The sequence below is a fragment of the Micromonospora sp. NPDC052213 genome (assembly GCF_040679695.1).
In the GTDB taxonomy this organism is placed as follows: Bacteria; Actinomycetota; Actinomycetes; order Mycobacteriales; family Micromonosporaceae; genus Micromonospora.
In genome coordinates this window covers 1-14,077 of record NZ_JBFAVI010000179.1, presented here as the reverse complement: position 1 = coordinate 14,077, position 14,077 = coordinate 1, and the positions used below count along the sequence as shown (strand labels likewise).

The window sequence follows — 14,077 nt, the reverse complement described above, 5'->3', positions numbered from 1 at the left end:
GGCGGCGCGGCGAGCGGCCGACGCCGGCCCGGCCGGCCGCGGGCGATGAGCGCGGAGCAGGTCGAGGCGGCCCGGCGGATGCACGCCGCCGGCAGCCACTCGGCGGACGAGATCGCCGCCGCGTTGGGGGTCTCGCGGGCCACCGTCTACCGCCATCTGGACCCGGTCGTCGCAAAATAATGAGACACGTTGCGAGACGGTTATGAGACGCCGCAGGAGCCTGCCGACCGGTCAGCCGTCGTGCCACATCGGGGCGCCGCGGCGCAGGGTCCGCGCCGCGATGTCCGGGGCGGACAACACGTCGACCAGCCTGCGGGCCGCGGCCACCGCGGGCGCCCCCAGCGTCGGGTGGCCGACCACGGCGTGGCACGCCTGCAAGCCGATCTCGGCCAGCTCCCGTCGGCCCAGCTCCATCCGCCGCCCGCGGGCCCGCCGCTCGGCGAGGACGGCCCGGAGCCGGTCGCGCACCTCCGCCCGCTCGTCGACGACGCGCCGCATCACCGCCACCGACCAGCCCCACGCCTGCACGAGCAGCAGCGGGTCGGTGCGGTCGTCGGAGTCGTCGGGGCGGTCGGCCAGGAGCAGCTGCTCGTGGCAGAGGGCGAGGGCCGCGCCGGGGTCCCCGTCCCCGTCGAGCACGATCCGGGCCAGCATTCCCGCGCCGAGGGGCGTCGACCGACCCGGGCCGTCGTCGTCGCTCTCCGCCGCGAGCAGCCGCTCCAGGTGCTGCCGAGCCGCGTCGACGTCACCCTCCGCGTAGCGGACGACCGCCAGGAACTCCCGGGTCGCGGACAGGGGCCCGCCCGCCTGGTCCTCCCCACGCAGCAGCTCGTCGCCGGCGGCCCGCAGCTCGGCCAGCGGCGCGGCGGCGGCGACCAGCTCGGCGACGCGCCGACGCTGTGCCGCCGGCGGCGTCGCGCCCGTGCGCGCGAGCGGCGCCGGCATCGACGCCAACAGGTCCCCCAGCCGACTCCACTCCCCGGCGGCGGCGCCCACCAGCAGCGCCTTGCGCAGCGAGGCCAGGCTGAGGTCGTCGGCCGGCCCGACGTTCGCCGCGCGGGCCCGCGTGACGGCGGCGAACACGCCGAGCGCCTCCGGCCAGAACCCCGCCCGGGCCAGCTCGACACCGAACTCCTCGCGCGGCCGGCCGCCCCGCCGCCCCGCCAGCGAGCCCGCCGCCAGCCGGCTCTGCAGGCGGCCGTGCCGGAACCGGTACGCCCCGGCGCCGTGCCGCAACAGGCCGACGGTCTCGGCGTGGCCGAGGAACGCCAGCAGCCGGTGTGGCAGGCGGCCGCGTGCCGCCAGCACCATCCGGGTCAGGCAAAACCGGACCCACGCCCCGTCCCCGCGCGTGTGCACCCACCAGCCCAGCCCCGCGCCGAGCCCGGCGTAGCCGAGGGCCTGCGGCGAGGGCAGCCGGGGCAGCAGGCCGGTCACCCACAGCAGCGCGGAGCCGGCCAGCACACCGAGGAACCCGGCGGCGACGCTCGGCACCACCGACGCGATCGTCGCCGCGCGGTCGGCCCGCACGGTCTCGACCACGCCGGTGGCCCCGAGTTCCGCGGCCGGGGCGGCGACGTCTATCCGCAGCGCGGACCGGACCGCGACGAGGGCGAACCAGACGGCGCCGAGCACGACCGCGGCCCGCAGCTCGACCGGCCATCCGGTCAGCCCGGGCAGTCGGGCCGTCGCGGCGACCAGCTCGGGCGGAGGGGTGAACAGCCACAGCACGAACCAGGTCAGGAAGCCCCAGAACGCTCCCCGGGCCAGCCCGTCGAGCGCCCCCTCGCGGAGCGCGCCCCGGCCGCCCACGAACACGATCCGGGTGGGCCGGCTGCCCGGGTCGCGGGCGCCACCGCCCAGCGCGGCGGCCACCGCGGCGGCCGCCACCCCCAGGTCGGCGGGGTGGTCGGCGAGAGCGGTGAGCAGCTCGCGGGTGCCCGGGTCGGCGACCGTCGCGGCCACCGACCGGAGCGCCTCCCCGGCGAGGGCGAGGGCCAACCACACCGCCAGCCCGGTACGCAGGCCGCCGACGACGGCCCAGAACAACCGGGGCAGCACGGCCGGCAACTGCCACCAGCGGAACTCGCGGACGCCGAGCGATTCCAGGTGCGCGGCCAGGAAGGTCAGGTAGCGCCGGGCCTGCTCCGGTTCCCATCGGCGCAGCCCCTGGGCGCCCCGGCGCGACCGCAGCGCGGCGTCGACCGCCCGGGACAGCAGCTCGTCCTCCACGGCGCCCCGCCCCCGGCTGGCCGCCAACGGCACGAGGTCGCGGGGGTCGGTGCCGGGCTGGTCGAACGCGCTGCGGGCCATCGCCACCATCAACGGCGTGGCCAGCGCCCCGCTCAGCTCCGGGTCGCCGTCGATGCGCGCCGCGACGGTCGACCAGTTGTCGGCCTGGTGCAGGGGCGCGGCGTCGACCAGGTACTCCGCCACCTCGTCCGGAACCAGCGGCTCGATCACCACCACCGCGGCACCGCGCACCTTCTCGCCCTGGTCGAGGTACCTCTCGTACACCGACGTCCGGCAGGTCAGGACGAAGCGCTGCGTGGGCAACGCGTTGAGTTCCTCGAGGCAGGCGGTCACCCGCTCCTCGGGCACCTCGTCCAGGCCGTCGAGCACGGGCACGACGAGGTCCGTCTCGACCAGGTCCCGCAGCACCGCCACGCGACGGGGATGGCGGGGTGCGAGCTGCGTGTACCGCCGGGCGAGGCGGTCCACCAGCCAGTCGCGGAACGTCTCCACGGTCGGGTCCCACGACGCGACGGGCAGCAGCACCGGCACGGGCGCCTCGGGGTCCCGGTGCGGCGGCAACTCACGCGCCATCCGCAGGGCGATGACCGACTTACCGGATCCGGCCGGCCCCAGCACCAGCAACCGCCCGGACGGGATGCTCCGGTAGCGGCTCCACAGTGTCCCGTGGCGGCCGGACAGGTCCATCGGACCGGCCTCGCTGGACCGGCCGATGGCCCGCCAGGACGGCAGGAGCCGCTCGGCGGCGGTACGCCAGGTCACCGGGAGCGGGTACGGCTCGTCGACCGCCCGCAGCAGCGCCTCGTCGCTCGGCTCGCGCCGGACCAGCTCGAAGAGTTCGTCCGCGACCGCCCGGCGGTGGCCCGCCGCCGCTGCCGAGGCGGCCTGCCGGTTGGTGAGTACCTGGTCCAGTACGACGTAGACGGCGATGACACCGGCGATCACGCCCCAGGCCCAGTTGACCTTCTCGAAGTCGTACCGCAACCAGACCCAGGCGGTCCCGGCCGCCGCGACGACGGCCACGAGGACGAGCAGGGCCCATGTCCACCCCCGACGCTGCACCGCCTGATTGTGATCGTCTACCGGTCGTGCGGGCGGTCCGGGGTCGGGTGTCGGCGCGCACCGCCGACGACGGCCCCGGCCGTCAGGCGGCCAGCGTCGCGTAGCGGCCGGCGCGCTCCAGCAGGTCGTCGTGGGTGCCGGACTCGACGATACGGCCGTGGTCGAGCACGGCGATCCGGTCCGCGTCCCGCACGGTGGAGAGCCGGTGGGCGATGGTGATGGTGGTGCGGCCCCGGGCCACCTCGTCGAACGCCCGCTGCACCGCGCGTTCGGTCTCGGTGTCCAGCGCGCTGGTGGCCTCGTCGAGGATCAGGATGCGCGGGTCGCGCAGCAGCGTACGGGCGATGGCGAGGCGCTGCTTCTCGCCGCCGGAGAAGCGGTGCCCCCGCGAGCCGACGACCGTGTCGTACCCGTCGGGCAGGCCGGCGATCAGGTCGTGGATCCGGGCGGCGCGGGCGGCGGCCTCGATCTCGGCGTCGGTGGCGTCCGGGCGGGCGTAGCGCAGGTTCTCCCGCACGGTGGTGTGCAGCAGGTAGGTCTCCTGGCTGACCACGCCGACGATCGCCGCCAGGTCGGCCAGGCGCAGGTCGCGCAGGTCGACGCCGTCGACGGTGATCCGGCCGCTCGTCGGGTCGTGCAGCCGGCTGACCAGCGCGGCCAGGGTGCTCTTGCCGGAGCCGGTCTCGCCGACCAGGGCGAGGCCGGTGCCGGCCGGCACGTCGAGGGTGATCCCGGCGACGGCGGCGGTGTCGCTGCCGGGGTAGCTGAAGGTGACGTCGGTGAACCGCAGGTCGCCCCGGACCCGGCGCGGGTCGACGTCGACCGGCTCGGCGGGGTCGTCGACCTCGACCGGCAGGTCCAGGTACTCGAAGATCCGGGCGAACAGCGCCAGCGAGGCGGTCACCGAGACGCCCACGTTGAGCAGGCCCATCAGCGGCCGGAACAGCCCGCCCTGCAACGCGGTGAAGGCGACCAGGGTGCCGATGCTGAGCGTGCCGGCGGCGCCGGGCAGGCCGGCGCTGAGGTAGATGACCGCCGGGATGGCGGCGAAGACGACGCTCATCGTGGCCATCCGCCAGCGGCCCGCGAGTTCGGAGCGCAGCTCAAGGTCGACCAGGCGGGCCGACGAGGCGGTGAAGCGCGCGGCCAGCGCCGGGCCGGTGCCGAGGGTCTTCGCCAGGTGTACGCCGCTGACCGACAGCCCCTCCTCGACGGTGACGTTGAGGTCGGCGAGTTCGCGCTGGCGTCGCGCGGTGATCTCGCGGCGCAGGTGGGCGACCCGGCGGGTCAGCCAGGCCGCCGGCGGCAGCACGACGAGGGAGACCAGCGAGAGCCGCCAGGAGAGCGCGACCATCGCCGCCGCGGTGGCCACCACGGTGGTCAGGTTGGACGCGATCGAGGTGGCGGTGGAGGTGACCACGCTCTGCATGCCGCCGATGTCGTTGGTGATCCGCGACTGCACCTCGCCGGTGCGGGTGCGGGTGAAGAACGCCAGCGACTGCCGTTGCAGATGGGTGAAGACGTCGGTGCGCAGCCGGTGCATGACCTGCTGCCCGACCCGGGTGGAGATCCAGGTCTGGAGGACGCCGAGCACCGAGGTCACCGCGGCGACCGCGACCATGCCGGCCACCAGCCAGACGAGCAGCGCCAGGTCGCGTTCCGGCAGGGCCCGGTCGATCACGGCGCGGAGCAGGAAGGGGGAGGCCATGGCGAGCACCGAGGACACGACGATGATCGCGGTGACCGTGGCGAGCGCGCCCCGGTGCCGGGCGAACAGCCCGCCGATGCGCCGCAGCGACACCTGGCGGGCCTGTGCCTTCTCGGCGGCGCTGACCTTGCGGGGGCCGCGGTCGCGGCCGGAGGGGTGGGGTTCCAAGAGGTACTCCCTCACGTCGGAGATGCTGAGGTTCCCTCAACATGAGGGAACAACAGCTCCTCCTGCTACCGTATTCCCGTGACCGGAGACACCGACGACGCCGGGGACGGCCTCGCCGAGGCGTTCTGGGCGGTGACCCGGCGGCTGCGGCACCACACCCGGGAGGCGCTCGCGCCGTGGGACGTCACGCCCGGCCAGTCCCGGGCGCTCGGCGTGCTCATCCGGCACGGCGCGCTGCGGCCCGGCGCGCTCGCCGAGCACCTGCGCATCGCCCCGCGTTCGGCCACCGAGGTCGTCGACGACCTGGAGGCGCGCGGCCTCGTGCGACGCCGTCCCGACCCCGCGGACCGACGCGCCACCCTGGTCGCCCCGACCGAGGAGGGCACGCGGGCCGGCAAGGCCATCCACGCCGCCCGCCGGGCCGCCGCCGAGGACCTCTTCGGTGGCCTCACGCCGGCCGACCGGGCACAGCTCGCCCGCATCCTGCGTACGCTGCGCGACTGACCGGCCGCCCACGGAGCCGCCACCGCCCCGCGGGCCGCCCCGGCCCACTCCCCGGGGTTTGACCCGCCCGGGGTCGGGTAGCCCAGCCGCCCGTCCTGGCGACGGGACCGGGCCCCTGCGAGCGGGTGGTCCGCCACCTGCGAAGCCGACGGGAGTGGTGACGGTGGGTCCGGTTCCCCCGAAAGCCGGTGGCCGCTGACGATGTGCGGCATCAGTGGCGAGGCGAGGTTCGACGGGTCGACGCCCGACGCCGACGCGGTGACCCGGATGACCGAGGCGATGCGGTCCCGGGGCCCCGACGGCGAGGGCCTGTGGAACGACGGCTGGGTGACCCTCGGGCACCGCCGCCTCACCATCATCGACCTCTCCGCGGCGGGCGGCCAGCCGATGGTGCGCGAGGACCTCGGGCTGGGGCTGGTCTTCAACGGCTGCGTCTACAACTACCCGCAACTGCGCGACGAGCTGCGGGAGGCCGGGCACACCTTCCACTCCACCAGCGACACCGAGGTGATCCTGGCGGCGTACGCGCAGTGGGGCGAACGCTTCGTCGACCACCTGGTCGGCATGTTCGCCGTGGTCCTCGTGGACCGGCAGCGGCGGCGGCTGGTGCTGGCCCGCGACCGGCTCGGCATCAAGCCGCTGTACCTGGCCGAGTCCCCCGGCCGGCTGCGGTTCGCCTCCACCCTGCCCGCGCTGCTGCGCGCCGGCGACGTGGACACCACGATCGACCCGGTGGCGCTGCACCACTACCTGTCCTGGCACTCGATCGTGCCGGCGCCCCGCACCGTGCTGCGCGGCGTGCGCAAGCTCCCCCCGGCCACCGTACGGGTCGTGGAGGCCGACGGGCGCAGCCGCGAGCACGTCTACTGGCGGCCCGCCTACGCCCGGGACCCCGCCCACGGCGGGATGGACGCGCGGGACTGGCGGGCCGCGATCGGCGGCGCGCTGCGCACGGCGGTCCGACGGCGGCTCGTCGCCGACGTCCCGGTCGGCGTGCTGCTCTCCGGCGGCCTGGACTCCAGCATGATCGTGGCGCTGCTGGCCGAGGCCGGGCAGCACCACCTCCAGACGTTCAGCATCGGCTTCGACAGCCGCGGCGGCGAGGTCGGCGACGAGTTCCACTACTCCGACCTCGTCGCCCGCGCCTTCGACACCGACCACCACCGCATCCGGCTCGCCGACGACGACCTGGTCCCGGCGGTACGCCGGACCGTCCACGCGATGACCGAGCCGATGGGCAGCCACGACGTGGTCGCCTTCCACCTGCTGTCCGAGCAGGTCGCGCAGCACGTCAAGGTGGCCCAGTCCGGGCAGGGCGCCGACGAGGTCTTCGCCGGCTACGGCTACCACCAGCCCCTCGCCCGGGTGCCCCGCGACAGCGCGGCGGACGCCTTCGCCGACGCGTTCTTCGACCGGGACCACGCCGAACTGTGCCGGGTGGTCAGCCCCGCGTACGCCTGCGACCGCGACGCCAGCCGCGAGCTGCTCGCCGCCGACCTGGCGGCGAGCGGGGCGGACACCGCGCTGGACGCCGTGCTGCGTCTGGACACCCACCTGATGCTTCCCGACGACCCGGTGAAGCGGGTGGACAGCATGAGCATGGCGTGGGGGCTGGAGGTGCGCACGCCCTTCCTCGACCAGGATCTGGTCGCCCTCGCGGCGGCCTGCCCGCCCGAGCACAAGGTGGCCGGCGGCGGCAAGGGCGTGCTGAAGGAGATCGCCCGGGAGGTGCTGCCGGCCGAGGTGGTCGACCGACCGAAGGGCTACTTCCCCGTGCCGGCGCTGCGCAACGTCGACGGCCCCGTGCGGCAGCTCGTCACCGAGGCCCTCGCCGCCCCCGCCGCCCGGGAACGCGGCCTGTTCCGCCGTGAGTACCTCGACGAGCTGCTCGCGGTGCCGGACCGGGCGCAGGCCGCCGCCGGCAGCAACAAGCTGTGGCAGCTCGGCCTGCTGGAGCTGTGGCTCCAGTCCCACGACATCCGCTGACCGGCACGGCCCCGGCCCGCCCCGGCCCACACCCCTCCGCCCCCACGGCCCGGTTGCGGTGGCGGCCGCCCCGGCAGCGTCGCACCCCGCGGCCAGCACCGGCCAACCCGGCTGGGGTTGAGCCCAGCCGGTGCGCTCACGAGTGGAACGCCACGGGTGTCACCCGGCGACGGTGACACCCGTGGTGTTCCACCGGTCACCCCACCGCCCAGGGTGGGGGCGTCACCCTGCGCCGCCGGTGCCCGGTGGCGGGGCGGCACCCGGGGTCGGGCGGCGTCAGCAGGCGAGGGTCTCGGCGGCCAGGTGGTCCAGGACGGCCCGTACGTCGTTGCCGGTGCGGGCCATCACCCGGCGCTGCCGGGTGGCGCCGGTGCCGTCCCGGCGCACCCGGGCCACCTGGTCGCGTACGTGGTCGAGGTCGCCGTGGCGCGCCAGGGCGGGCGCGACGGTGGCGACGAGTTCGTCGACCAGGTCCCACGCGGGGCGGGCGCCGCCGGAGCGCAGGTCGATCAGGTCGCCCTCCAGTCCGTCGTGGGCGGCCCGCCAGTGCGCGGCGGAGACCAGGCAGTCCCGGATCCGGGGGGCGGGAACCCCGGCGCGGACGTCGTCGGCCAGCGTCGCGACGAGCGCCCGGACCAGGCCGGCGACGAGCACCGTGTCGTCCACGCCCGGGCAGACGTCGCCCACCCGGATCTCGACGGTGGGGTACGCGGTGGAAGGGCGGGCGTACCAGTAGACCATCGCGGCGTCGAGCATGATCCCGGCGCGGATCAGGTCGTCCACCGTCGCGTCGTAGTCGGCGGCCGACTCGAAGTGCGGGGTCGGCCCGATGCTGGGCCAGCGTTCCAGCTGCATCGAGCGCCAGCTGGCGTGCCCGGTGTCGCGGCCGTCGTGCAGCGGCGAGTTGGCGGTGACCGCCTGCACCACCGGCAGCCAGGGGCGCAGGTGGTTGCACACCTGGACGGCCAGTTCGCGGTCGGGCAGCCCGACGTGGACGTGGCAGCCGCAGACCGCCGGATCGTGCGCGACCGGGCCGAAGCGGCGGGACATGGCGTGGTAGCGAGGTTTGTCCGGTACCGTCCGGTGCGGCTCGTGCACGGGGGTGGCACCGACCGCGACGAGCCGGGCCCCGGCGGCACGGGCCGCGTCGGCGGCCGAACGGCGCAGCGCCACCAGGTGGGCGCGCAGCTCGGTCAGGTCGGCCGTGACCGGCGTGACCATCTCCACCATGCTGTGCCGGAACTCCTGGCGGCTCTGGTCCCGGGCCGTCCCGGACAGGGCGGCGAGCACCCGGTCGGCGACCGGAAGACTCTCGCCCGTCCGGGGATCGAGCAGCAGGTACTCCTCCTCGACCCCGAGGGTGAGGGCGGCCAGGTCGGGCACCGCGGTGGTGACTGCCGGGCGGTACGTCATGGGCCGTCGGCATCCGTTCGTCGGGCGGCGCGCCGGGGCGCCGCGCTGCCGGGAAACCCGCGTTCCCGGCCCCGGGAGCGGGCAAACGCCGGGCACCGGCGCCGGCCGTCCGCCTCGGCCGGTGCCTGGTGTGCCTCCACCGGCCGCGGTGCCCGTCGGCCGCCGGCGGCCCCGCAGCGCTCTCCGGCGCCCGGAAGCGCGCCGGCGGGCCGGGGCGCCTCGCCACCGGCGGTACGCCTGGTGGTTCCCCCACCGAAGTGACGACCACCGATCGCCGTCGGGCGCTATACGCCGGTTCGTGCCGAGACCGCCCGCGCGGCCAGGAAGGCGCGTTCGGCCGCGTTGTCCGTCCGCTCCGCGGCCGTCCGGTACGCCTCGGCCGCCTCTCCCGCCCGGCCCAGTCGGCGCAACAGGTCGGCCCGGACGGCGTGGAACACGTGGTAGCCGGCCAGGTCGAGGCGGTCGACGGCGGCCAGCGCCACCGCCGGCCCGGCCACCTCGGCCAGCGCGACGGCCCGGTTCAGCGCCACCACCGGCCCGGGGGCACACGCGGTGAGCTGGTCGTACAGCGTGAGGATCTGGGCCCAGTCGGTGCCGGCGGCGCTGGGCGCGTCGCTGTGCACGGCGGCGATCGCGGCCTGGATCTGGTACGGGCCGGGCCGGTCGCGGCGCAGGCACCGGCGGACCAGGGCCTGCCCCTCCGCGACGAGCCCGGCGTCCCACCGGCGGCGGTCCTGCTCGCCGAGCGGGACCAGCATGCCGTCGGCGGTGGTGCGGGCGGGGCGGCGCGCCTCGGTGAGCAGCATCAGCGCCAGCAGCCCCAGCGCCTCCGGCTCGTCCGGCATCAACTCCACCAGCAGCCGGCTCAGCCGGATCGCCTCGGCGCACAGGTCGTCGCGGACCAGCCGGTCCCCGGAGCTGGCGGTGTGCCCCTCGGTGAAGATCAGGTAGAGCACGGCCAGCACGGCGGAGAGCCGGTCCGGCAGGTCGGCGTCCCCCGGCACCCGGTACGGGATGCGGGCGTCGCGGATCTTGGCTTTGGCCCGGACGATCCGCTGGGCCATCGTCGCCTCGGGAACCAGGAAGGCCCGGGCGATCTCGGCGGTGCCCATCCCGCCGAAGAGCCGCAGGGTCAGCGCGACCCGGGCGGCCTGGCCCAACGCCGGGTGGCAGCAGGTGAAGATCAGGCGGAGCCGGTCGTCGCGCACGGGTCCCTCCCCGGCCGGTGCGTCGCGGGTGTGCAGCAGGGCGGCCTGGGCGTGCCGGTCGGCCCGCGACGCCTCCCGCCGCAGCCGGTCGATCGCCCGGTTCCGGGCGGTCGTGATGATCCAGCCGGCCGGGCTGGGCGGCGGCCCCGTCTCGGGCCACCGCGCCACCGCCACCGTGAACGCCTCCTGCACCGCCTCCTCGGCGAGGTCGAGGTCGCCGAGGAGGCGGACCAGGACGGCGACCGCGCGGCCGTACTCCGCGCGGAACGCCGCCTCCACGTCCGACACGGTCAGTCCTCGCCCTGGAAGGGGCGCACCTCGATCGGCAGGGTGGTGGCCAGCGCGTACCGGCGGCCCCACGCGAGCGCGGCGTCCAGGTCGGGCGCCCGGATGATGGTGAAGCCGCCGAGGTACTCCTTGCCCTCGACGAACGGCCCGTCGGTGATCAGCACGTCGCCGTCGGACGGCCGCAGCACGGTCGCCGTGTCCGGCGCGTGCAGCCCCTGGCCGAAGACCCAGCACCCGGACGCCTCCAGCTCCTCGCGGATCGCGCCCAGCTCGCGCATCGCCCCGGCCAGGAACTCCGGGTCCACCAGCTCCTCGCCGCCGGGCTGGTAGATGCTGAGCAGGTACTCCTTCATGGCTTCTCCTCGCTCGACGGCCGGCGCCACCGCCGGCCTCTCATCCTCCACACGAACGAGGCGAGCCCGGATCGACAACCCGCGCGCGAGATCCGGCGACCAGGCCGCCGACGGGGCCACGTCATCGTCGATGGACGTGCGACGAGCGTGGCGGCGACACCCGGCCACGTCCGGTCTCCAGGTCCGGCGGCCGCCGATGCCGACGGCGGTCAGAGGCCGCCGGACCAGCTCGCCGGCGGTGGTCAGGGGCCGCCGGACCAGTTCGCCGGCGGTGGTCCGCGCCCGCGGGCCGAGGAGCGCCGGCGGCCCGTCGTGCGGGTCGGACCTCCCGCCGGCCCGCCGTCAGCCCGGCCCGCCCGCCAGCAACGCGGCCACGGCGTCGGCGGTGGCCGGGTGCGTGGCCAGCAGGGCGGCCAGGCCCGGCGGGGTGGCGGGCGCGGGAGCGGCCTCCTCGCGCCACCCGCCGTCGCAGCCGAGCAGGGCGGCGACGGCGTCCACGGCCTCCGGGTGGCCGGACAGCAGGGCGGCCACCGGACCGGACGCGACGGCGGGGGCCGCCGGCGCCGGCGGGGACGCCGACGCCGACCACGGCGGCACCCAGGCGTCCAGTGCGGGCAGCGACGCGGGGAAGGTGCGGCCCGCCGCCCGCACCAGCAGCGGCACCAGTTCCGGGCCGTGGTCGCGCAGAGTGGTGATCAGCGTGGGCAGCCAGGGCAGCAGGACCGGGTCGGGCAGCCGGGCGAACGCCGACGACATCACCTCCACGACGAACGGGGCGAGCCCCGGCACCGACTCCAGGGCCTGCACGAAGCCGCTGAGGTACTGCGGGAAGGCGGGCACCACCAGCGGGTTGCCGAGCAGGTCGGCGCACCGCTGGCGCAGCTCGGCCAGGGTCAGCAGGCCGAGCTGGTGCCGGGCGACCCAGAGCAGCGCGACCTTGGCCGGCGCCTCCGGGTGGGACTGCGCGACGGCGAGTTCGAGCTGGGACCGGTCGCAGCCCAGGGAGAGCGCCAGGCTCTCCATGCCGAACAGGAAGCCGAGCATGGCGCCGACCTGCCGGACCCCGCTCCCCTCGTCGACGAACGCCGTGGGCAGCAGCGTGCAGTAGTGGGCGTACCCGGTGGTCACGAACGCCTCGCACCAGGCCGGCAGCGGCCCGGTGGCGCGATGGTGGGCCAGCAGCCGCCGGATCCGGCGCAGCACCTCGGGGGCGTCGTCGACGGTGCGTTCGGCGGCGAGCAGCTCCACCGCCCGGTTGCCCAGCTCGTCGACCAGGCGCGGGCTGTCGAGCAGTCGTACGGCGTCCTCGACGGCCTCCAGCGCGACCGAGGCCGTGGCGTCCGGGCCCCGGACGGCGCGCCGCAGCCGCTGTTCCAGCACCTGCTCGACGGTGACGCCCTCGTAGCCCAGCTCGATCAGCGCCCGCTGGTGGCGGCCGAGGGCCAGGTCCCAGCTCTCCTGGATCGAGCGGTGCCCCAACCGGCGCTCGCCCATGATGGGTCGTACCGCGTCGGGGGGCAGCAGGTGCCGCAGCCGCCAGAGCAGGTCGGAGCAGGGCGCCAGCCCGGGGTCGGCGTGCAGGTCCAGCAGCGCCCGCTGGACCTGGCGCTTCTCCAGGTCCAGCCCGAGCGGGGCGAGCCGGTCGTGGACGTCGCGGGCGAGCGGCGGAAGGGCCTCGTAGCCCACCTGGCCGATCCGGTCGCCGCCGAACAGGATCTCGCAGAGCCGGCGGACGTCCCGGCGCCCCGGGACGACGTCCTTCTCGATGCAGGTGACGGCCGCGTCGGCGAAGTCGTACGGCGTGGGGCGGGCCCGGTTGCGCAGGCCGGCGAGGAGGATCGAGGTCTCGAAGACGGCGATGGCGTCGGCGGTGCTGGCCAGGTAGCCGTTACGCCGGGCCAGCCGGACGATGTCGACGCACCAGCCCCGCAGCTCCGCCTCGTCGAGACCCCGCACCGCCGGTGGCCGCCCGAGGTAGCCGGAGAGCCTGTCGGCGACCGGGGCGGCGGGCACGGGGGCCGGTGCGGCGCGGCGGCGCCCGGCGCGGGTGCCGCGCTGCCCCTCGAGTTGGAACGGCGACAGCCCGGACCGGGCGACCGCCTTCGTCCAGGTCGCCGCGGCGATCGACACCGACCCGGCCGCGAGCCCGAACTGCGCCTCGATGGCGGAGTGGCTGGAGGGGATCAAGCCGTAGTGCCACCGGGTGCCGGTGCGCGGGGTGATCTCGAACGGGGCGTCGGCCCGCAGCCCGAACTGCTCGACCCGACTGGCGGCGTGGAACGCGCCGCAGACGTAGAGGCAGTCGGCGGGATCGGCCCCGGAGGCGGCGAGGTGCTGCCGCATCCGGGTCCACATGTGGCGCTCGCGGTCCTCGTCGCGGTCGCGCCGGTCCGCCCCGGCCGGGCGCAGCCGCCGGAACAGGCTGCCGATCAGCACCATCACCTGCCGGTAGGTGTCGTGGTCGGCGTCGGCGAGCGGCTGCTCGACGTACTGGTCCCACCACTCCGACCAGTGCCGCACCTTGCCGTGGTGCAGCAGGTACGCCTCGAGTTCCGCGAAGCGGGGCCGCAGGTCCCCGATCTCGACCCCGACGGCGTCCCCGTGCAGGGCCGCCTCCTCCTCCGCGGGCGCGGTCGGCTCGGCGTCCCCGCCGGCCGGGGTGTCGTCGGCGGTGCCGGGAGGGCGGGGCAGCCACTGGAAGACGTGGTCGGTGGAGCGGTCCACCAGGACCAGCTCGACCCCGGGCGTCTCCAGCGCGTACGCGATGGCCTGGTATTCGGCGCTGGCCTCGGTGATCGGCGCGACCACGCTGAGCGGCCCCCAGTCGGCCGGGAAGCCCTCCAGCTCCGAGGCGAACGCCTGCACCGCCACCGGGAGGCGGCAGTTGCGCAGCTCGCCCAGCAGCGGCTGGAGGTCCTCGCAGAGCTCCAGGTAGATCACCTTCGGCTGCTTGGCGCGCAGCCGCCGGACCATGGCCAGCGCGGACGCCGGCGAGTGGTGGCAGACCGGGAAGATCTCCAGTTCCTCGCCGAGGGCGCGGTCGACGTCGTCGACCATGCCGGCGAGGATGTCGGCGACGGCGCCCGGACTGTCGGCGAAGGCGGTGGCGGCGTCGGCGAGCTGCTGGCGCAGCT

9 protein-coding genes are annotated in these 14,077 nt (G+C 76.0%); 3 read left to right on the top strand and 6 right to left on the bottom strand.

Going from position 1 to position 14,077, the window contains the following annotated elements; genetic code table 11:
- Positions 1-180: helix-turn-helix domain-containing protein (locus AB0L34_RS28675; RefSeq protein ID WP_363708165.1), on the top strand; the 180-nt coding region annotated here is incomplete at its 5' end.
- A 51-nt stretch (positions 181-231) separates the two neighbouring features.
- Here AB0L34_RS28675 and AB0L34_RS28670 read toward each other — a convergent pair.
- On the bottom strand, positions 232-3,315 hold the full coding sequence (locus AB0L34_RS28670; RefSeq protein ID WP_363708163.1) for an NACHT domain-containing protein: 3,084 nt from the start codon (positions 3,313-3,315) through the stop codon (positions 232-234).
- An 82-nt stretch (positions 3,316-3,397) separates the two neighbouring features.
- On the bottom strand, positions 3,398-5,191 hold the full coding sequence (locus AB0L34_RS28665) for an ABC transporter ATP-binding protein (protein ID WP_363708166.1): 1,794 nt from the start codon (positions 5,189-5,191) through the stop codon (positions 3,398-3,400).
- A 78-nt stretch (positions 5,192-5,269) separates the two neighbouring features.
- Between AB0L34_RS28665 and AB0L34_RS28660 the strand changes: the two genes are divergently transcribed.
- The gene (locus AB0L34_RS28660; RefSeq protein WP_363708161.1) at positions 5,270-5,695 is read left to right on the top strand and encodes a MarR family winged helix-turn-helix transcriptional regulator; all 426 of its coding nucleotides are present in this window, start codon (positions 5,270-5,272) and stop codon (positions 5,693-5,695) included.
- 201 nt (positions 5,696-5,896) lie between these two features.
- On the top strand, positions 5,897-7,681 hold the full coding sequence (locus AB0L34_RS28655) for an N-acetylglutaminylglutamine amidotransferase (RefSeq protein WP_363708159.1): 1,785 nt from the start codon (positions 5,897-5,899) through the stop codon (positions 7,679-7,681).
- Positions 7,682-7,957: 276 nt separating this feature from the next.
- On the opposite strand, the gene AB0L34_RS28650 is transcribed toward AB0L34_RS28655, so the two are convergent.
- The 4 genes from AB0L34_RS28650 to AB0L34_RS28635 form a co-directional block, all read right to left on the bottom strand.
- Positions 7,958-9,094 (bottom strand): glutamate--cysteine ligase, encoded by a 1,137-nt coding sequence (locus AB0L34_RS28650; protein ID WP_363708157.1) that lies wholly within the window; start codon positions 9,092-9,094, stop codon positions 7,958-7,960.
- Positions 9,095-9,378: 284 nt separating this feature from the next.
- Positions 9,379-10,590 (bottom strand): RNA polymerase sigma factor, encoded by a 1,212-nt coding sequence (locus AB0L34_RS28645; protein ID WP_363708155.1) that lies wholly within the window; start codon positions 10,588-10,590, stop codon positions 9,379-9,381.
- A gap of 2 nt (positions 10,591-10,592) precedes the next feature.
- Entirely contained in the window at positions 10,593-10,943 is a 351-nt protein-coding gene (locus AB0L34_RS28640; protein WP_363708153.1) for a YciI family protein, read from the bottom strand.
- 342 nt (positions 10,944-11,285) lie between these two features.
- A complete protein-coding gene (locus AB0L34_RS28635) occupies positions 11,286-14,075 on the bottom strand; it encodes a hypothetical protein (RefSeq protein ID WP_363708151.1) in 2,790 nt (929 codons plus the stop codon).
- Positions 14,076-14,077: the final 2 nt, after the last annotated feature.